General features: G+C 59.4%; 19 protein-coding genes. 14 read left to right on the forward strand and 5 right to left on the reverse strand.

The annotated features are described in order from the left end of the window. Positions 1-3 precede the first annotated feature (3 nt). Complete coding sequence (locus ACYJRZ_RS10255) at positions 4-1011, reverse strand: DUF2336 domain-containing protein (protein ID WP_459458546.1); 1008 nt, start codon at positions 1009-1011, stop codon at positions 4-6. A 434-nt stretch (positions 1012-1445) separates the two neighbouring features. Further along, positions 1446-1652 (reverse strand): hypothetical protein, encoded by a 207-nt coding sequence (locus tag ACYJRZ_RS10260; protein WP_015339216.1) that lies wholly within the window; start codon positions 1650-1652, stop codon positions 1446-1448. Positions 1653-2175: 523 nt separating this feature from the next. Between ACYJRZ_RS10260 and ACYJRZ_RS10265 the strand changes: the two genes are divergently transcribed. Then, on the forward strand, positions 2176-2343 hold the full coding sequence (locus ACYJRZ_RS10265) for a hypothetical protein (protein WP_167078219.1): 168 nt from the start codon (positions 2176-2178) through the stop codon (positions 2341-2343). A 126-nt stretch (positions 2344-2469) separates the two neighbouring features. On the opposite strand, the gene ACYJRZ_RS10270 is transcribed toward ACYJRZ_RS10265, so the two are convergent. The 3 genes from ACYJRZ_RS10270 to ACYJRZ_RS10280 all read right to left on the reverse strand — a co-directional run bounded on the left by ACYJRZ_RS10270 (position 2470) and on the right by ACYJRZ_RS10280 (position 6032). Then, a complete protein-coding gene (locus tag ACYJRZ_RS10270) occupies positions 2470-3018 on the reverse strand; it encodes a DUF1254 domain-containing protein (RefSeq protein WP_459458549.1) in 549 nt (182 codons plus the stop codon). Continuing rightward, on the reverse strand, positions 3011-3598 hold the full coding sequence (locus tag ACYJRZ_RS10275) for a DUF1214 domain-containing protein (protein ID WP_459458551.1): 588 nt from the start codon (positions 3596-3598) through the stop codon (positions 3011-3013). Before ACYJRZ_RS10275 ends, ACYJRZ_RS10270 begins: the two co-directional genes overlap by 8 nt. A 214-nt stretch (positions 3599-3812) precedes the next feature. After that, positions 3813-6032 (reverse strand): transglycosylase domain-containing protein, encoded by a 2220-nt coding sequence (locus tag ACYJRZ_RS10280; RefSeq protein ID WP_459458553.1) that lies wholly within the window; start codon positions 6030-6032, stop codon positions 3813-3815. Between the two features lie 163 nt (positions 6033-6195). Here ACYJRZ_RS10280 and ACYJRZ_RS10285 point away from each other — a divergent pair, with 163 nt between their 5' ends. The 13 genes from ACYJRZ_RS10285 (at position 6196) to ACYJRZ_RS10345 (ending at position 18827) form a co-directional block, all read left to right on the forward strand. Then, the gene (locus ACYJRZ_RS10285) at positions 6196-6684 is read left to right on the forward strand and encodes a YcgN family cysteine cluster protein (RefSeq protein WP_459458555.1); all 489 of its coding nucleotides are present in this window, start codon (positions 6196-6198) and stop codon (positions 6682-6684) included. A 147-nt stretch (positions 6685-6831) separates the two neighbouring features. Further along, complete coding sequence (locus ACYJRZ_RS10290) at positions 6832-7140, forward strand: Dabb family protein (RefSeq protein WP_459458557.1); 309 nt, start codon at positions 6832-6834, stop codon at positions 7138-7140. Positions 7141-7701: 561 nt separating this feature from the next. Next, positions 7702-7956 carry a hypothetical protein gene (locus ACYJRZ_RS10295; RefSeq protein ID WP_459458559.1) on the forward strand — a complete coding sequence of 85 codons (255 nt, stop codon included), beginning with the start codon at positions 7702-7704 and terminating at the stop codon, positions 7954-7956. Between the two features lie 123 nt (positions 7957-8079). Then, positions 8080-8751, forward strand: a complete 672-nt coding sequence (locus ACYJRZ_RS10300; RefSeq protein ID WP_459458561.1) for a response regulator transcription factor — start codon at positions 8080-8082, stop codon at positions 8749-8751. Beyond that, positions 8741-10135, forward strand: coding sequence for an ATP-binding protein (locus ACYJRZ_RS10305; protein ID WP_459458563.1), 1395 nt, complete (start codon positions 8741-8743; stop codon positions 10133-10135). The genes ACYJRZ_RS10300 and ACYJRZ_RS10305 overlap by 11 nt, the downstream gene beginning before the upstream one ends. A gap of 91 nt (positions 10136-10226) precedes the next feature. After that, positions 10227-10658: a hypothetical protein gene (locus ACYJRZ_RS10310; RefSeq protein WP_459458565.1), complete on the forward strand. Its 432-nt coding sequence runs from the start codon at positions 10227-10229 to the stop codon at positions 10656-10658. A gap of 95 nt (positions 10659-10753) precedes the next feature. Beyond that, positions 10754-11893 carry a c-type cytochrome biogenesis protein CcmI gene (gene ccmI / locus ACYJRZ_RS10315; RefSeq protein WP_459458567.1) on the forward strand — a complete coding sequence of 380 codons (1140 nt, stop codon included), beginning with the start codon at positions 10754-10756 and terminating at the stop codon, positions 11891-11893. Then, entirely contained in the window at positions 11893-12342 is a 450-nt protein-coding gene (ccmE, locus tag ACYJRZ_RS10320) for a cytochrome c maturation protein CcmE (RefSeq protein ID WP_459458569.1), read from the forward strand. Before ccmI ends, ccmE begins: the two co-directional genes overlap by 1 nt. Continuing rightward, positions 12339-14327, forward strand: a complete 1989-nt coding sequence (locus ACYJRZ_RS10325; protein WP_459458571.1) for a heme lyase CcmF/NrfE family subunit — start codon at positions 12339-12341, stop codon at positions 14325-14327. Before ccmE ends, ACYJRZ_RS10325 begins: the two co-directional genes overlap by 4 nt. Next, positions 14324-14830: a cytochrome c-type biogenesis protein gene (locus tag ACYJRZ_RS10330; protein ID WP_459458573.1), complete on the forward strand. Its 507-nt coding sequence runs from the start codon at positions 14324-14326 to the stop codon at positions 14828-14830. Before ACYJRZ_RS10325 ends, ACYJRZ_RS10330 begins: the two co-directional genes overlap by 4 nt. Before the next feature lie 167 nt (positions 14831-14997). Further along, on the forward strand, positions 14998-16551 hold the full coding sequence (locus ACYJRZ_RS10335; protein WP_459458575.1) for a Do family serine endopeptidase: 1554 nt from the start codon (positions 14998-15000) through the stop codon (positions 16549-16551). Between the two features lie 105 nt (positions 16552-16656). Then, positions 16657-17415: a response regulator transcription factor gene (locus tag ACYJRZ_RS10340; protein WP_459458577.1), complete on the forward strand. Its 759-nt coding sequence runs from the start codon at positions 16657-16659 to the stop codon at positions 17413-17415. After that, positions 17412-18827, forward strand: coding sequence for a sensor histidine kinase (locus ACYJRZ_RS10345; protein WP_459458579.1), 1416 nt, complete (start codon positions 17412-17414; stop codon positions 18825-18827). Before ACYJRZ_RS10340 ends, ACYJRZ_RS10345 begins: the two co-directional genes overlap by 4 nt. Positions 18828-18833 lie beyond the last annotated feature (6 nt).

Raw genomic sequence — 18833 nt, forward strand, 5'->3', positions numbered from 1 at the left:
TCTCTATCGACGGTTTGCCACGCGCAATGTGCGGGTGGATACCGAGTTCGGCCCGAACAGTGGTGCTACAGGACGCTGCGTCGGCTTTTCCTGCGGCAGGTAAGTGTAGCTGTCGGCGCGACGCCATGCCTCCACGCGCGCTTGGCTTTCTTCCGAGTCGATATCATCGAGCACAAGCCAAGCCCGGCTGACGCTGCCATGCCGTTCGGCCAGATGCGGATAGAAGCGCTCCAGCGAGTAGACGGCATCGGCGATGCTCATGCCGAGGCTGACGAGCGTGACGGCCAGCTGTTGCCCCGAGGTGTCGAGCAGGATGCGTTCAGCAAGCCAGTAGCTGGAGGAGAGGGCATTGGCGAGCGTCGTTGCGAATTGCACCGCATCGCGCTCCCGGGCAAAGCGGACAAGCAGCGCCTCCTGCGTCTCGCTGAGGCTGCGCAGACCGAGCCGGTCGCTGTCGTCGCGAGTCAGATGACGCGCAGCCTGTTTGATCTGCTGGCGCAAGATTTCTTCGCGCGATTGCCGTTCGGTTTCCGTCGCCTCGGCTTGAGATGAAGCGACGGTCGCCGGCTGTTCCGCCACTGTCATGCCGCGTTCTGGTTCGGCCTGATGCAGGCCGACGAGCGCGTCGATGACCTTGGGAGAGAGTGACGAGCGGCGGACAATTGCCCGCGCATGAGCCGCCCCTTGCGTGCGGGCAATGGTGATGAGTGTATCGTCATCGATCGCCTGCGAGCTCGTCAGGAAGGGAGCGGCAATGGCGATCGGCTGACAGCCGATGAACAGGGCTACGGCTTGCGGCACCGTCTCGCATTGGGAAAGGGCTGCAACGGCCTGTCGCTTCGCTTCATCCGAAGATGCTTGGAAAACAGGAGTGAAAAGCTCGGCAAACTGGCGAAGCTCCGATTTAGACGGATGGCCCATACCTTCGAAGCTGGTGATCGTCGCCATTAGAACCACGTCCTTCTTGCGGACAGTCGCAGGCTCTTCCAGGTCTCGAAACCGATCACGCACGCCAACACCCATACCGATACGCTAAACAAAAAAGCAGGGAGCCCGAAGGTCGACCTTGGCTCCCGCTTCACTTCACTCCAGTCGAACGAGACGACTCTCTCGATAAAGGGAGCAACCTCGGTGATGACTGTCGAAACGGGTATGGACACGGTCGTCCTTATATGGCTTTCGCAAAAGACTAAGGCCGGCAGGGTTAATGGTTCGTGAAAACTTTATTAAAATCCGAATAAAAATTGCGCGTTAAGCTTGCGCGACGGTCGAGGCAGCGCTTTGCCCACAAGGACGGTGGTCTAGGCTCAAGCACGCCTGTGGAAAACCTCTACGGAAACGCCCGCCGAAAGAGAAATTCAACCTATGGGTGCTTTCTTCTCAGAGGGTTAGGAAACGGAGTATCGCAAGACGAAAATCCGCTTTCTCGAACGAAATGGAATTGTTCAGATGCCCTTATGCTCGCGCAAGGCTGCGAGTAGCTTTTCCGAGGTGTTGTAGCCGGATTGAAAAAGGCCGATTGCCGCCGTGGCCGCGAACTGCGCTTCCGTACTTTTAATATCGATCCGCTTTTCCAGGCACCACCCATCCAGCGCATTGCGCAGGACCGTGACATCCTCCGGTGAAAAGACGGAGCTGCCCGTCGCAAACATTGATTGCCCTCGCATTTCAATTCTTACATTACGTTAATTTTTTGTGAGCGCAAATAATATTTGTGTGACGCTTTTCTGCAACGCGATGCGGCTTTGCCTCCTTGCCCAGTAGGTCGTGTTCTGGGTTAACTATCTGATTTTATTAGATGGTCGAGCAAAGGCAAGCGGCGGAATTTTTCCGCTGATGATGAAACCAAAACCGTCGCCGCAGCGTTAATAGGGCATGACGAACGATGCCGGAAATGACAAGCGACAAGAATTAGCATTCTGTTAACTGCGATATGTATGAATTCCCATCGTAAGTAGCCATTGGCAGAGTGTTGACGCGTGTGAAGACAGCATGGAAGCCAGAATGGGCGCCCATGCCACGGTGTAAGGGAAATGCCGTGAGAAGGCGCGGATGCCTCCATTGAAGCCTAAAGACAAAGGCTGGAATGGAGGGGAGCGTTAGCCCGCTTCAGTGGCGGGCAGGGTGAAATCAGGTCGCAGGTTCATCCGTCTCGAGACGTTAATGGAGACGAGAATGGCAAAGATCATATCTCTTTCGGATTGGCGATTGCGCCTGCCACCGCGCGCCCAAAAAGAGCCGGTGGAGGCAAAGATACTGTTGTTCACCGGCGTACGTTACGAGCATCTCGATACGCCAACGCATCGTCCCGGCACGGGACCCAAGCGGGCGAAAGGGAAATAATCGCTTCAAGCGAGCAGGTGCGCAGCGAACTCGTGCTCTATTGCCGGCTGGCCGTACTCATATAGGCAGTTATCCCGATCGATCCAGCTCCAGCCGCCTAATTGGCGGCTCTCCGTTCAGTATATCTCAGCCATTGTCGAATTCATCGCAGCCGGCTTGTGAGAGAAATTCTCGCGCCCCGTCATCGAAGCTCGGCTGCGGCGCCATGGTGCGTAGCACCGCATAGCCTTGAGCCCGCGGCACTTCCACTAGGATCGATTGGGCGAGGGCGGGCGGTAGTGATTTGCGTATGCCTGTCAGCTGAACGGGAGACGCAAGCAGCAGATCGAGAGCTCCGCCAACCGATGTGCGGTCGCTCATGCTGAACACTTCGTTGGATGCCGCGTCATAGATGGCGAGCGACCAGAACGGCACCTTGCCCTTCGCGGTCAGGTGAACGGGGGTGTCCTCGATGTCGAAAGCGCAGACGGCCGTGCGGATATAGGGATCGGTATTGGAAAGCCCCGCATCATCGTCCTTATTGTCGAGCATATAGAAATGGTTCTCGTCGCCCTCGTCAGACACGCGCGTATAGGCGTCCCGGTCGGAGAAATGCGGCAGTGACAGGATGATGATGATATGCAGCAGGACGGCGCCGAATAGGCCGGTCAAGATCGCGAAGACGAATCTAAACATTGCCGCATCCGATCTTCTCGAGTTTCGGCATGCCGAGATCGATCAGGCCGGAATTGCTGGCGGCCGGCGAATCCAGGAGCGTCCATACCAGGCGAAAATTGCCAGACGGCGGCAAGGCGAGCCAGTTGCCTGCCTGGGCGTTGGATGAAACGGTGATATTGAAGGTCGAATCCGGCTTGCGCAGCACGACCCAGGAATTGATCGTGGAGGGGCGGGCGGCGGCATCTTCGATCGGCCGACCGTCATTGCCGGCGATGAAAAGGGTCCATAGTCTCGCCGGCGGCGTCTGGCCGCTGATGCGGTAGGTGCAGCTGGCCGTCAATCTCGCGCCGGTATCGTCATCGGAGGCGGTGAATACCAGCCCTTCGGCAGTGCCATAGAGCAGCCGTCCTGCACGCGCTCTATGGGATTTCGCATAAGGGTCGGCATCGGCCGTTTGCATTTCGGGGAAAGCCTGCCAAGCGCCCAGCTTGATCGCGCCGAAGCCCGATGTGGCATCGAGCGCCAGAAGCGTAAACACGATTCCGCCGCCAAAGGCGATGACAAGCGAAAGCGCAACAAGAAGGGGAACTCGGAACACCCTAAGATCGTCCTCGTGACAAATCAGTGCCGATTTATTCCTGATTCTGGCGGTAGGGGGAAGGGCAAGCCACTATTTACGGCTGTCGTGAGAACAATGACGAAGATCGGGAAAGGCAGCGGGTGGCCCAAATATCGGCTTTCATCCCTTGATTGGCAGGCAGGCTTGCTGTCGTTATCTACATCGTGTCGCGATCTATTTTCCCCAGAATTAGTTACTCGGACGGCGTCACGTTAATACGTTCCGCCGTTGCCACTTTCTGCGCGCTGAGCGGTGTTGCGGCCTTCAGCCTTTCGCCGATATCGCGCAGGATATTCGTGGAGTCCACCGAAAGCGAGCGCGGACGTACCAGCGGCGGCAGGCTATTATTGGCGGGGTCGGCAGGCTTCTTGGCGGCAACCGTTTGTGGTTTCTGCACCGGGAACGGGTTGGCGATGCCGGGGATCGGCTTCAGCACAACTCCCTGATTGGCGTAATCCATGATCTTCTTGAACGTCATGGCCGGCAGGGTGCCGCCCGTCATGTTGTTCGTGGAGGTATAGTCGTCATTCCCAAACCAGACGGCGCAGGTGTAGTTGCCGGTAAAGCCGATGAACCATGCGTCGCGATAGGCCTGCGTCGTGCCGGTCTTGCCGCCGACCACGATGCCGTTGTCGAGGGCGGCCTTGCGGCCGGTGCCGATCACCGGAACCTGCGTCAGCATCTGGTTCATGTAGGACGTGGCTTTTTCGCTCAGAACCCGCTTGGCTGGCTGTTCGTCGTGGCTGAAATCGTAGAGCACCCTGCCGTCATAGCCGGTGATCTGATCGATGCCGTGACGGCGCGACTGCATGCCGTTGGCGGGGAAGACCGCATAGGCCGTCGCCTGGTCGAGGACGGTCACTTCCGAAGTGCCGATCGGAATGGTCTTGTCGTTGCGGATCGGTGTTTCCACGCCCATGGCCTTGGCCATGTTACGGATCGGCTGAATGCCGAATTTCTCCTTGGCAAGTCGTACGGGGATTGTGTTGATCGATTGCGTCAGCGCCTGAGTGAGCGTCACCTTGCCTTCGTAGCGGTTCTCGTAGTTATGCGGGCTCCAGTTGCCCCAGCTGATCGGCGCATCGACGATGGTGGATGTCGGCGTCATGCCGTTCTCCATCGCCACCGAGTAGGTATAGATCTTGAAGGACGAACCGGGCTGGCGCAGTGCCTTGGTCGCGCGGTTGAACTGGCTTTCGCCGTAGTCGCTGCCGCCGACCATGGCGCGCACAGCGCCGCCGTTTTCGATGACAACGGAAGCGCCCTGTTTGGCCTTATAGCGCTCGCCGAACTCCATCAGGCTCGATTGAACCGAATCCTCCGCCGCCTTCTGCAGTCCCATATCGATGGTTGTGCGCACGATCAGCGAGCGCTCGGGGAAGCGGGTCGCGAGCCGCTGTACCTCATCGAAGGCCCAGTCGAGGAAGTAATCTGGGGATTCGATCTGGGCGCGGTCAACCACGGAAGCCGGGTTGCGCCGCGCGGCGACAACCTGTCCCTCCGTCATCAGCCCGCTCTGCACGAGATTGGACAGGACGTCGTTGGCGCGGGCACGCGCCGCTGGCAGATTGACATGCGGCGCATATTTTGCCGGCGCCTTGAAGAGGCCGGCGAGCATTGCGGCTTCCGCCAGATTGACGTCGGTAATGCTCTTGCCGAAATAGAATTGCGCCGCCGCCGCCGCGCCGAAGGTGCCGCCGCCCATATAGGTGCGGTCGAGATAGAGGCTCAGGATCTCCTTCTTGGAGAGATTGGCCTCAAGCCAGATCGCCAGGAAGGCTTCCTTGACCTTGCGTTCGATGGAGCGCTCGTTGCTGAGGAAGATGTTCTTGGCAAGCTGCTGCGTCAACGTCGAGCCGCCCTGGACGACGCCGCCGGCCTGCGCATTGACGGTGACTGCGCGGAATAGACCGATAACGTCGATGCCGAAATGATCGAAGAAACGCCGATCCTCGGTCGCCAGCACCGCCTTGATGAAATAATCCGGCAGCTGGTCGACCGGTACGGAATTCTCGTGAATGATACCGCGATGGCCGATGACGTTGCCGTAGCGGTCGAGGAAGGTGACGGCGAAATTGCCGCGGTTGCGCCAGTCACCCTGCGTCGCCTCGAAGGCGGGCATGGCGAGCATCAGCATGACCACGGAACCGGCTGTTCCCAGCGTCAGGCCTTCACCGAGCAGCTCGAAGAAGATACGTTTCCAGCCGCGAACGCGGAAGCGGCGGGAGAAGATGGTGATCTCCTCCCATGCCTGGGCGAGACCGAAACCAGCATTCCACAAAGTGGAATCGATCCAGGAATCGAGGCGCAAAAAGAAATAGCGCTTGCGACGCCGCGGCTTTTCAGCCCCGTTATCCCTTGGCGTCTCGGGCTCCATCTTCGGCCCGTTTTCTGGATTGGATGGGTCTTCCACGCTCTACTTCCCGACCACATTACTGCAGCGTGTCTCCTTGTGGCACACGCAAAGCCCATTATCTCATAGAACGGCTAATTGAATAATTGGTTGATTTAGAGAAAAGAACAAGAGACATGCATGCCGCAGCCCGAATTCCTCACGGGTGGCGAGGACGAAGACGATGACAGACGAAGTGCCTTTCTGGAAAAGTAAGACCCTGGCAGAGATGAGCCCGTCGGAATGGGAAAGCCTGTGCGATGGCTGTGGCCTCTGTTGTCTCAACAAGCTCGAGGACTGGGATAGCGGCGACGTCTATTTTACCTCGATCCGCTGCAAGCTCATGGATGGCGAAAGCTGTCGTTGCACCAGCTACCCGAACCGCTGGGATTTCGTGCCCGATTGCGTGCAACTGACGCCTGAGAAGGTTCCGGCGCTGGAGTGGCTGCCGCCCACCTGCGCTTACCGCCTCGTCAACGAGGGCCGCGATCTCTACTGGTGGCATCCACTGATCTCGGGCGATTCGGAAACGGTGCATCTCGCCGGTGTTTCCGCTCAAGGGCGCACCGTTAGCGAGAATGATGTCGATCTTGACGATTTCGAGGATTATGTCGTCGATTGGCCGCTGACCGTCGAGGACGATATGATGCCTAATCCTCCGGCAAAGCCATAGATTTCGGCGCTGATTCCGTCAGGCCTGGCGGAAGAGTCTTCCGACCTCCTCGTTTCCGGCATCGCGATGGAAGAGCCGTGAGTTTATTGAATTGAGCCTGCCCACATGGTATCGCGCCCGTGCCTCGCATATATAAGGAGCCGCCGCGTGATCCGTCATATCGTCTTCTTCACTGTTCCCGATCGCGCTAAGCTTGAAGAGGTCCGATCCGGCCTCTCGATCCTCACCTCCATTCCGCACGCCCGGCTTTTGGAGATCGGCACGAACGTCAAGACTGATCAGCTCGGAACCGAAGTCGATCTCGTGGTTTACGGCGAATTCGACGACGAGGCGGCATTGGCAGCTTACAAGGCTCATCCGAATTACCGGCGCTCCATCGAGCGCGTTCGTCCATTGCGCGAAATGCGTATTGCGGCAGACTACGAGACGGCGACAGCCGTCCGCGAATCTTTCTGAGGGCGGATGCCATTGAGGCCCCCCATCAACCCTTTCAACGGATTGAGCACGCAAGCGAAACCGGATTGTCGTCTACCGGATTCTCAGCTTGAGGTTCTTGAATCAACTTTTAAAGCTCCGGACTCAACTTGAGAGGGGATCGCGGCAAGTGATTCAAAGGGCTCAAGGAAATCACAACGCCTTGTCTCGACAAGACGCTTGCCGGCCGGTTGTATTGGCCTCGGGAAGGCGACGGCTCATGTCGCATCCATGAGGAGATGATAAGCTGGAATGATTAAAAATGGTTAAGCTGCAGTCTCTATCATGATGCCTGCTAACCCGGATGATGTAATGAGTGGCGGATATCGCCGATAGATTGTATCGACATGGCGTTCTGAGGCGGCAGCCGGTTGCCGTTGTGATGAGGCTGCGAGCACTTGTTCAACGATTTCAATCGGTTGGCGCATCGGCTTAGTGACCTCTAAGCCTTATAAGCTCAAAATTACAGCCCATTCATTTGCCATTCAGACGTGTTTGGGTAAATAATCGGCCAAGTTCATATCCCTGCGGGAAGTCTGAAGCATGGCCTCATTTTCAAGCATAGCAGCAGCGGCCCTCGTCCTGGCCGGCTCGTCTGTTTTGCCGGCGCCAGCGCCGACGTCGACCATGGTCGCGCGCGCCAATAGCGATTGCAGCGAGGCCGCTGACGAGGTGGTCGCCAAGACCGGCGGACAGCTTCTCTCGGTACAACCATCCGGCGATAGCTGCATCATCACTGTCCTTGTGCAGGGTAACGGCCAGCGTCCGCGCAAGGTGACGATGAAGGTGCCGATGTGATCCCGGCACATTTTGGTGCCAACCTAAAGCCTTGAATCTTACACGAAATCTTATTGTTTCCGTGATTCCACTGCAGCACGATTTGCGGTACTGTTTTTCGAACCGGGGAAATTGGATTTAGAGATGCGCATTCTCATAGTCGAAGACGATATCAACCTGAACCGCCAGCTCGCTGAAGCCTTAAAGGAGGCAGGCTATGTGGTCGATACCGCCTTAGACGGCGAGGAGGGGCATTTCCTCGGCGATACCGAACCTTACGATGCGATCATCCTCGATATCGGCTTGCCTGAAATGGATGGCATCACGGTGCTTGAGAAATGGCGCGGCGCTGGACGCACCGTACCGGTGCTCCTCTTGACCGCCCGCGATCGCTGGAGCGACAAGGTGGCAGGCATCGATGCCGGCGCGGACGATTATGTCGCCAAGCCATTCCATGTCGAGGAAGTGCTCGCCCGCATCCGCGCGCTCATCCGCCGCGCCGCCGGCCACGCCTCCTCGGAAATCGTCTGCGGTCCGGTGCGCTTGGACACCAAGAGCTCGAAGGCGACCGTGGACGGCAAGCCGCTCAAGCTTACGTCTCATGAGTATCGGCTGCTTGCTTATCTCATGCACCACAAGGGCGAGGTTGTCTCACGCACCGAGCTGGTCGAGCATATGTACGACCAGGATTTCGATCGCGATTCCAATACGATCGAGGTATTTGTCGGTCGTTTGCGCAAGAAGATGGGTGTTGACCTGATAGAAACGGTTCGCGGCCTTGGTTACAGAATCCAAGCTCCGACCAATGCGAATTAAGTCGCTCACCGCTCGCGTCCTGCTGCTGACTACACTCTGGTCTGCAGTGGCGTTGGTGGTGATCGGCCTCGTCATCTCCGATATCTACCGCAAGAGCGCCGAGCGCGGCTTTCAGGACCTGTTGCGCGCCCAGCTCTATAATGTCATCAACTCGGTGACGATCGGCGATCAAGGTGCGCTGTCAGGCAGCCCGCAGCTTGGAGATCTTCGTTTTTCGCAGCCGAAGACCGGCTGGTATTGGATTGTCGAGCCGCTCGGCACCTATACGTCAACCCCTTTGGTTTCGTCGTCGCTCGGCGCCTCGAACCTGCCGGTTCTATCCGTGCTGGAAGCGCCTTTCGACAAGAATTACGAGCGCTACTATAGCGTCACCGACGCCTTCGGAAACCGCGTGCAGGTGGCTGAAACGGAAGTCCAGTTCGATACGGACCATGCGGCTCGATTTCGCGTGACAGGGAATGTGGCCGTGGTCGAGGATGATGTCCGCAATTTCTCCCATAGTCTCTATTTCGCGCTGGTCGGCTTCGGCGTCGGAAGCTTGATCGTCAATGCGCTCGCCATTCTCTACGGTCTGAAGCCTCTCGATAAGGCCCGCGCGGCACTGGGGCGCATCCGCGCTGGTGAAAGCGAGCGTCTGCAGGGCGATTTTCCGCGTGAGATCCTGCCGCTTGCCAATGAGATCAATGCGCTGATCGACAGCAACAGGCGTATCGTCGAGCGCGCTCGCATGCAGGTCGGCAATCTTGCGCACTCGTTGAAAACACCGATTGCGGTTCTCCTCAATGAATCCCGTGTCCTGGAGCGCTCGCATGGCGATCTGGTGAAGAACCAGGCCGAGGCGATGCAGGGGCAAGTGCAATCCTACCTCAATCGCGCCCGCATCGCCGCCCAGCGCGAATCCGTGCTGGCACGCACCGAGGCCGAGCCGGCGCTGGAACGGCTTGTTCGCGTAATGCGGCGGCTGAACGCCGACAAGGAGTTCGAACTCTCCGTCTCGCCCAATCTGGCGCTCGCCATGGAGCAGCAGGATCTCGAAGAGACGGTCGGCAATCTCCTCGAAAATGCCGCCCGCTTTGCCGAACACAAGGTGCGTCTGGTTGCAAACGAGGCGCCGGCCGAGGTCAAGGGCATCGATCCGGCGCGGCGCCACTGGGTGGAACTGGTGGTTGAGGACGATGGCCCCGGGCTGGAGCCGGATCAGATCCGCGAAGCCATGAAACGCGGGCGCAGACTGGACGAGAGCAAGCCCGGCACGGGGCTTGGGCTTTCGATCGTCAGCGAGATCACCAATGAATATCAAGGCCGTTTCGAACTCTCCCGAGGCAGCTGGGGCGGGCTTCGGGCGAGCCTAATTTTGCCGGGCCTGACGAAGGATGTTGCGTGAGGGACGGCATGATGCCAAAAAGGCGTTGTGGGTCATGATGATACCGCAGCGCAGTACCTATGGTTTTGCTTTTTGATACTGGTTCGGTTGTATGAAGCTTCGTACCTTTTTTCTGGTCATTCCCTCTCTTTTTGCCGCACTTGCGCTTTCTGGTTGCTCGACGACGAGCGGCCTGGGGGGCAGTAAGAGCCTGTTTTCGTCGGCGAAGCCCCCGGCCTCCGCAACCTTCATCAATGCTCTTGATGGTGGTATCGTCGGGCGTACTGGCGTCAAGCTCAGTGACAACGACAAACAGCGTGCGCTGGAAGCGGAATATCGTGCCCTCGAAACCTCACCTCTCGGCCAACCTGTGGCATGGAAGGGCAGGAATGCAAGCGGCGAGGTTGTCCCCGCTGCGCCTTACCAGGTGGGCTCGCAGAACTGCCGGCAATATACGCATACCGTCACTATCGACGGCAAGCCGACGACAGCAAGGGGCGCGGCCTGCCGCAATGACGACGGCACATGGACGCCGCTTGAATAGGCGTCTGCACTGAAAGGCGCGGCCAAACGCCTCAAATCTTCGTCAGATGGTCTTTCCTGATTGGAATAAGCGCCCCATTAAAGTATTGGGCGTCTATGCTGTTCTGGATTCTCGTGGCCGTTCTTACGGCGGTTGTCGGCGCTGTGCTGCTCTATCCTCTTCTGCGTGGTGCGAAGGAGGTAGAAGATCGTCGTTCCGGAGAGGCCGAGGTCTATCGCGATCAGCTTGGTGAACTGGAGCGCGATCTTGCCGGCGGTCTCATCTCTGCACAGGAAGCAGACTATGCCCGCGCCGAAATCGGACGGCGTCTCATAGCTGCTGCCAAGGACGAGAAGACGGTAGCAAAATCGCCCGCGCGTAGCAGTTATCGACTTGCTCAAGCTTTCATCATCGTCCTTCTTCCGGCCGTTGGTCTCTGTCTCTATCTTATCAATGGCGATCCCGGCCTGCCGGCGCAGCCGCTGGAAGCAAGACTTGAAAAGCCAGGAAACGATCTCGCCATTTCGATCGTCAAGATCGAGCAGCATCTGGCCAAGAATCCCGATGATGCCAAGGGTTGGGAAGTCCTGGCGCCCATCTATTTCAAGACCAATCGAATCGGGGATGCAGAGCTCGCCTATCGCAATGTCATCCATCTGTTGGGGCCAAATGCGGCGCGGCTTGGCGATCTGGGCGAGGTGCTGGTCGTCAAGGCCAATGGCATAGTCACGGCGGAGGCACGCGAGGTGCTGCAACAGTCGCTGGCGCTCGATGCCGCCAATCCGCGCACGCTTTTCTATCTGGCGCTGGCACTGGAGCAAGAGGGCAAGGCAGCCGATGCGAAGACCGCTTTCGAGGCTCTCGCGAGACAATCGCCGCCTGACGCGCCTTGGCTTGCTGTTGTCGATCAACACATCGTCAAGAATGGCGGCCAGCCGATGGCATCGACGAGCGACAAGGCACCGGGCAACCCGACGGCGGAGGACGTGGCGGCGGCCAATGCGCTGAGCAGCGGCGACCGCCAGCAGATGATCCGTGGTATGGTTGATAGTCTCGATGCCAAGCTCAAGGACGATCCGAATAATTTCGAAGGCTGGATGCGGTTGATCCGCTCCTATGCGGTGCTGAAGGATCGGGAGCGTGCAGCGGATGCGCTGAAGCGCGGCCTGGCAGCCTTTCCGCCCAATGGAGGGGAGGGCCAGCAGCTTCTGGCGCTGGCAAAGGAATTGGGACTGCCGACGGAGGTAAAGCAGTAATGACCCGCAAGCAGAAACGTCTTGCTGTGATCGCAGGCGGCATGGGTTTCATCGCCGCCGCCGTGTTGCTCGTGCTGTTCGCCTTCAGCCAGTCGGTCGCCTATTTCTATATGCCGGCGGATCTCGCCAAGACGCCGGTCAATGCGGGGACGCTGATCCGCCTGGGCGGCCTCGTCGGTGAAGGCTCGATCGTGCGCGGTCAGGGAACGCAGGTTCAATTCTCGGTCACCGACGGCACCGACACGATCAAGGTCAAGTATGACGGCATTTTGCCGGACCTGTTCCGCGAAGGGCAGGGAGTCGTCACCGAAGGCAAGTTCGAGGCGGGCAGTGACGTATTCGTTGCCGACAGTGTGCTCGCCAAGCATGATGAGCGCTATATGCCGAAACAGGTCGCCGACAAGCTGAAGGCTGATGGCGTCTGGAAAGGCGAGGAGGCCACCCGATGATCATCGAGCTCGGACACTATGCTCTTGTGCTGGCGCTCGCGACGGCGCTCATTGTCTCCATCCTTCCCGTAATCGGCGCGAGGCGTGGCGACGTGTCGATGATGGATATCGCTCCGGTCGGCGCGATCGTCACGTTCCTGCTGGTCGCCTTCTCCTTCGGCGTGCTGACATATGCCTATGTCGCTTCCGATTTCTCTGTTCTCAATGTCTGGGCCAACTCCCATTCGCTGATGCCGCTGATCTTCAAGATCTCCGGTGTCTGGGGCAATCACGAGGGATCGATGATGCTCTGGCTGCTGATCCTGGCGCTGTTCAGCGCGTTCGTTGCGCTCTTCGGGCGCAATCTGCCAGATGTGCTGCGCGCCAATGTACTGGCCGTGCAGTCGTGGATCTCCTCGGCCTTTCTGGTTTTCATTCTGCTCACCTCCAATCCCTTTATTCGGCTCAACCCAGCGCCGGCGGAGGGCAAGGATCTCAATCCCGTCCTCCAGGATATCGGTTTGGCGATCCATCCCCCCTTGCTCTATCTCGGCTATGTCGGCTTCTCCGTCTGCTTCTCCTTTGCTGTCGCCGCGCTTCTGGAAGGTCGCATCGATGCCGCTTGGGCGCGTTGGGTCCGCCCCTGGACGCTCGCTGCCTGGAGCTTCCTGACGCTCGGCATCGCCATGGGTTCTTATTGGGCCTATTACGAGCTTGGTTGGGGCGGCTGGTGGTTCTGGGATCCAGTGGAAAATGCCTCCTTCATGCCCTGGCTCGCCGGCACGGCCCTGCTGCATTCGGCACTGGTCATGGAAAAGCGCGACGCCCTGAAGATCTGGACGGTACTGCTGGCAATCCTGACGTTTTCGCTGTCACTGCTCGGCACCTTCCTCGTGCGTTCCGGCGTGCTGACCTCTGTCCATTCCTTCGCCAGCGATCCGACGCGCGGCATTTTCATCCTCTGCATTCTTCTGATCTTCATCGGCGGGGCCCTGTCGCTTTTCGCGCTGCGCGCGCCGAGGCTTGCTGCCGGCGGATTGTTTGCGCCGATCTCGCGCGAGGGCGCGCTGGTGCTGAACAACCTGATCCTCACGGTCGCCTGTGGTACGGTTTTGACCGGCACGCTCTATCCGCTGGCGCTCGAAACCCTGACGGGCGACAAGATTTCCGTTGGGCCGCCCTTCTTCAACATGACCTTCGGATTGTTGATGACGCCGATCCTTATCGCCGTGCCGTTCGGGCCGCTGCTCGCCTGGAAGCGCGGCGACCTGCTCGGCGCGCTGCAGAGGCTCTATGTGGTTGCTGGCCTCGCCTTTCTGGCCGGCCTTGTTCTGTTCTACATCAAGCATGGCGGACCGGTGCTGGCTATTCTTGGCCTCGCCGCCGGCTTCTTTCTGCTCTTCGGCGCTTTGGCTGATCTCTGGTATCGCGCCGGCGTCGGCAAGGTGGCAGCGGATGTCGCCTGGCGCCGCCTCAGCGGGCTGCCGCGCTCGGCCTTCGGCACCGCACTTGCCCATGCGGGCCTCGGCATCAGCGTGCTCGGCATTGTCACAGTGACGACCTTCGAGGCGGAACATATCACCAGCATGAAGGCGGGCGAGATGGCTGAGCTTGGCGGCTACAGCCTGCGCTTTGACGGCGTGCGGCCGGGCATAGGTCCCAATTTCACCGAGGATCGCGCCCACTTCACCGTCAGTCGTGGTGGGGTTGCCTTTGCGGAAATGTCCTCCGCCAAGCGCGTATTTACAGCAAGCCGCACGGCGACAACCGAATCCGGCATTCTCACGCTCGGCCTCAACCAGCTCTATGTGTCGGTCGGCGACGTCAGCAAGGATGGCGGCATGGTCGTACGCATCTGGTGGAAGCCGTTCATTCTCTGCATCTGGCTGGGCGCGCTCATCATGGCTATCGGCGGTTTCGTGTCGCTCAGCGATCGTCGCCTGCGCGTCGGCGCGCCGAGCCGTAAGGCAAAACCGGCTCGTCCGGCGATGGAGCCGGCCGAATGAACAGCAATCGGCTAACATCGCACGTTGCCGGCATTCGCAGTCTTCGTGGCGCCATGCGGCTACTTCTCTGCCTTGTTACGCTTCTGGTGCCCATGGGCGCCTTCGCCGTCAATCCCGATGAAGTCCTGTCCGATCCGGCCTTGGAAGCACGGGCGCGCACGATCTCGGCCGAGCTGCGCTGCATGGTCTGCCAGAATCAATCCATCGATGATTCCAATGCCGATCTTGCGCGGGATTTGCGCTTGCTAGTGCGCAAGCGCCTGACCGATGGCGACAGCGATCAGCAGGTGCTCGATTATATCGTCTCCCGCTATGGCGAGTTCGTGCTGCTCAAGCCGCGCTTGAGCGAAAAGACATACATCCTCTGGGGAGCGCCGATTGCGCTCTTCGTAGTAGGCGGATTGGCCCTTGCCGTCTATGCGCGCCGCCGCGCCGGCAAGCCCACCGGCAGCGCTTTGAACGCGGATGAAGAGGCGCAGTTGAAAGATATCCTCGGAAAGTGATCCGATTGCCGTCTTTCGCCATAATGTTGCACCGATAACTTACATTACGAATTTTTCATGGGGCGGACAGTTCGTTGTAAGGTGCCGTGCCCTATATCTTCATTATGGCGTAACACAGCCGGTTCCGCCGGCTCAAATATGACGAGAAAAGAGAAGGTAATTCGCATATGTTCAGGAATATCAAGGACACTTTGTCCCGCAGCACCGCTATGAAGGCTTCCGTCGTCGCAGGCCTCGCTGTCGCTGCCCTGGCAACGGGTGTTCCGGCCGTCGTCACGGGTGCCTATGCTGATGCCGTCAACGTTCAGGCGCCGCAGGTTCCGAGCTTTGCCAACGTGGTGGATGCCGTTTCGCCGGCCGTCGTGTCGGTTCGCGTCGAATCCCGCGTCAATTCGGTTGCGGAAGAGGATGATTCTTTCGGTCTCGGCCGCGGCTTCGATGATCTTCCGGACGATCACCCGCTGAAGAAGTTCTTCCGCCAGTTCGAGCAGCAGCAGGGCCGCGGCCAGCAGCGCGGCCAGAACCAGCAGAAAAATTCAGAAGACAAGGGCCGCCTACGCCCCGTCGCTCAAGGGTCCGGCTTCTTCGTTTCGGAAGATGGCTACATTGTCACCAACAACCATGTCGTTTCCGATGGTGCCGCTTTCGTCGTCGTCCTCAACGACGGCACCGAACTCGACGCCAAGCTGGTAGGCAAGGATAGCCGCACCGATCTCGCTGTCCTGAAGGTCGATCCGAAGGGCAAGAAGTTCACCTATGTCGGCTGGGCCGATGACTCCAAGGTCCGCGTCGGTGATTGGGTCGTTGCCGTCGGCAATCCGTTCGGCCTTGGCGGCACCGTCACGGCCGGTATCGTCTCGGCTCGAGGCCGCGATATCCATTCCGGGCCGTATGACGATTACATCCAGATCGATGCGCCGGTGAATAAGGGCAACTCGGGTGGCCCGACCTTCAACCTCAACGGCCAGGTGGTCGGCATCAACACCGCCATCTTCTCGCAGTCGGGCGGCAGCGTCGGCATCGCCTTCGCAATCCCGGCGACGACCGCCAAGGACGTCGTCACCGACCTGATCAAGACCGGTACGGTTTCACGCGGTTGGCTCGGCGTTCAGATCCAGCCCGTCACCAAGGATATCGCCGAATCTCTCGGCCTGTCCGAAGCAAGCGGCGCTCTTGTAGTCTCCCCGCAGGATGGTTCGCCGGGCCAGAAGGCCGGCATCAAGAACGGCGACGTCGTCACCGCCGTCAATGGCGATCCGGTCAAGGATCCGCGCGATCTCGCCCGCCGCATCGGCGCAATGCAGCCGGGCTCCAAGGTCGAGGTTTCGATCTGGCGCGCTGGAAAATCGCAGTCGGTCACGGTCGAGCTCGGCACGCTTCCGGCCGATCAGAACCAGGCCTCCAATGACGACTCGCAGCCGAGCCAGCCGCAGCAACCGTCCTCCGAGAAGGCCCTGGCTGATCTTGGTCTCACCGTCGGCCCGTCCGACGACGGCAAGGGCGTAGCGATCACCGCCGTCGATCCCGACTCCGATGCCGCCGATAAGGGCGTGAAGGAAGGCGAAAAGATCACGTCGGTCAACAACCAGCAGGTCTCCAACGCCGGCGATATTGCGAAGATCATCGAGCAGGCGAAGAAGGACGGCCGCACGCGCGCCCTGTTCCAGATTCAGTCTGGTGACGGCAGCCGCTTCGTTGCTTTGCCGATCAACGCCGGTTGATTCTTCAGACGGATGAAATGCATTGGGAAAGCCGCGCAGGCCACGGCTTGTGCGGCTTTCCTTTTAGAACATGTCAAAAATGACTGGTTCCAAGGCAGGTGAAAGATGACAACCGCTGGCCAACATGCCGTGAGTTCTCCTGATTCTGGTTGTGCCGAGGCAGCGTCGGCAGGTAATGTCGCTCACATGAAGATTCTGATCATCGAAGACGATCTTGAAGCGGCGGCTTACCTTACAAAGGCGTTTCGCGAGGCCGGCATCATTGCCGATCACGCGAGCGACGGCGAGAGCGGTCTCTTCATGGCCACCGAAAACACCTACGATGTCGCCATCATCGATCGCATGCTGCCGCGCCGTGACGGGCTGTCGGTTATCAGCGAATTGCGCCGCAAGGGCGTGCACACGCCGGTTCTGATCCTTTCCGCGCTCGGCCAGGTCGATGACCGCGTCACTGGCCTGCGTGCCGGCGGCGATGACTACTTGCCCAAGCCCTATGCCTTCAGCGAGCTTCTTGCCCGCGTAGAGGTACTCGGCCGCCGCAAGGGAACGCCGGAGCAGGACGTCCTCTATCGTGTCGGTGATCTGGAGCTGGACCGCCTCTCGCATGAGGTGCGCCGCGGCGGCAAGGAAATCCTGCTGCAGCCGCGCGAATTCCGTCTCCTGGAATATCTGATGAAAAATGCAGGTCAGGTCGTCACCCGCACCATGCTGCTTGAGAATGTCTGGGATTATCATTTCGATCCGCAGACGAATGTCATCGACGTCCACGTCTCGCGCCTGCGCTCCAAGATCGAGAAGGATTTCAGTCAGCCGCTGCTAAAGACCATTCGTGGCGCCGGATACATGATCAAGGACGAGGGATGAGTCGCTTCCGCGTCCTCTTCAAGTCCACCGCAGTCCGCCTTTCCGCCCTCTACATCCTCCTTTTCTCGCTTTGCGCCGCGACGCTGGTCTTCTACGTCACGGCCATGTCCGAACGGCTCCTGACGGGGCAGATCCGCGATGCAGTCCAGCAGGAGGTCAGTCAGGTCAAACGCGCCTATGACATCGGCGGCCTGAACTTGCTTCTGCGCACCATGGAGCGCCGTGCCCGCCAGCCCGGCGCCAATCTCTATGTCATTGCCGGTCCTTCCGGCGATATCCTGGCTGGCAATGTCGCTTCCGTGCAGCCCGGCGTGCTCGGCCAGTCTGGCTGGACGGAGCTGCCCTTCTCCTACGAGCGCTACACCGACGCCTCCAACGATCCGGAGCGCCGTCATCTGGCAATTGCCAATATCTTCATCCTCGACAATGGCTTGCGCATCCTCATCGGCCGCGACCTCGGCGAGCCCGAGCGCTTCCGCGTGCTGGTGCGTCAGGCACTGATGCTGGCACTGGCGATCATGGGCCTCGGCGCGCTGGTCATCTGGTTCGGTATCGGTCGAAACGCGCTGAAGCGCATCGATCGGATGACGGATGCGGGCCGCAAGATCATGGCGGGCGATCTCTCGCAGCGCCTGCCCGTCGGCGGTTCAGGCGATGAGTTCGACCGAATGTCGGCATCGCTGAATGCCATGCTCGAGCGCATCGAGAAGCTGAACGAAGGGCTGCGGCAGGTCTCCGACAATATTGCTCATGACCTCAAGACCCCGTTGACGCGCCTGCGCAACAAGGCGGCCGATGCGCTCGACAACGCCGATAGCGAAGGCCGCCGTGCGGCGCTTGAAGGCATCATCAGCGAATCCGATCAGCTGATCCGCACCTTCAATGCCCTCCTGATGATTTCTCGTGTCGAGGCGGGTTCCGTGGCCGCCGAGATGACTGCTGTCGATCTTTCCTCCATCGTTGCCGATACGGCGGAACTCTACGAGCCGGTGGCGGAAGAGGCCGGGCTGGCGCTCACCGCCGAGATAGAGCCGGAAGTCGAGGTGCAGGGCAACCGCGAACTGATCGGTCAGGCGCTGTTCAATCTCATCGACAATGCCCTCAAATATGCGACGGGCTGCAATGGCGAGCAGACGATCACCTTCAAGCTGGCGCGCACCAACGACGCGGTGACGCTTGCGGTCGCCGATCATGGGCCAGGCATTCCCGCCCATCAGCGTGCCGATGTGGTCAAGCGTTTCTTTCGGCTGGATGAAAGCCGCTCCAAGCCGGGAACCGGCCTTGGCCTCGCCCTGGTGGAAGCTGTGATGGAGCTGCATGGCGGCCGACTGGAGCTTTCCGATACCGATCCCGAAAATCCAGAGGCTAAGGGATTAACAGTCACCATGATCTTCCCCATGCAGAAACAATAGGTTAAT

The sequence above is a fragment of the Rhizobium sp. No.120 genome, from assembly GCF_054558365.1.

What these genes read in the sequence shown, in the direction of transcription:
- ACYJRZ_RS10260 (WP_015339216.1), bottom strand. Translation starts at nt 1,652, where the DNA reads ATGTTTGCGACGGGCAGCTCCGTCTTTTCACCGGAGGATGTCACGGTC.
- ACYJRZ_RS10265 (WP_167078219.1), top strand. Translation starts at nt 2,176, where the DNA reads ATGGCAAAGATCATATCTCTTTCGGATTGGCGATTGCGCCTGCCACCG.
- ACYJRZ_RS10270 (WP_459458549.1), bottom strand. Translation starts at nt 3,018, where the DNA reads ATGTTTAGATTCGTCTTCGCGATCTTGACCGGCCTATTCGGCGCCGTC.
- ACYJRZ_RS10285 (WP_459458555.1), top strand. Translation starts at nt 6,196, where the DNA reads ATGACAGACGAAGTGCCTTTCTGGAAAAGTAAGACCCTGGCAGAGATG.
- ACYJRZ_RS10295 (WP_459458559.1), top strand. Translation starts at nt 7,702, where the DNA reads ATGGCCTCATTTTCAAGCATAGCAGCAGCGGCCCTCGTCCTGGCCGGC.
- ACYJRZ_RS10300 (WP_459458561.1), top strand. Translation starts at nt 8,080, where the DNA reads ATGCGCATTCTCATAGTCGAAGACGATATCAACCTGAACCGCCAGCTC.
- ACYJRZ_RS10305 (WP_459458563.1), top strand. Translation starts at nt 8,741, where the DNA reads ATGCGAATTAAGTCGCTCACCGCTCGCGTCCTGCTGCTGACTACACTC.
- ACYJRZ_RS10310 (WP_459458565.1), top strand. Translation starts at nt 10,227, where the DNA reads ATGAAGCTTCGTACCTTTTTTCTGGTCATTCCCTCTCTTTTTGCCGCA.
- ccmI (WP_459458567.1), top strand. Translation starts at nt 10,754, where the DNA reads ATGCTGTTCTGGATTCTCGTGGCCGTTCTTACGGCGGTTGTCGGCGCT.
- ccmE (WP_459458569.1), top strand. Translation starts at nt 11,893, where the DNA reads ATGACCCGCAAGCAGAAACGTCTTGCTGTGATCGCAGGCGGCATGGGT.
- ACYJRZ_RS10325 (WP_459458571.1), top strand. Translation starts at nt 12,339, where the DNA reads ATGATCATCGAGCTCGGACACTATGCTCTTGTGCTGGCGCTCGCGACG.
- ACYJRZ_RS10330 (WP_459458573.1), top strand. Translation starts at nt 14,324, where the DNA reads ATGAACAGCAATCGGCTAACATCGCACGTTGCCGGCATTCGCAGTCTT.
- ACYJRZ_RS10335 (WP_459458575.1), top strand. Translation starts at nt 14,998, where the DNA reads ATGTTCAGGAATATCAAGGACACTTTGTCCCGCAGCACCGCTATGAAG.
- ACYJRZ_RS10340 (WP_459458577.1), top strand. Translation starts at nt 16,657, where the DNA reads ATGACAACCGCTGGCCAACATGCCGTGAGTTCTCCTGATTCTGGTTGT.
- ACYJRZ_RS10345 (WP_459458579.1), top strand. Translation starts at nt 17,412, where the DNA reads ATGAGTCGCTTCCGCGTCCTCTTCAAGTCCACCGCAGTCCGCCTTTCC.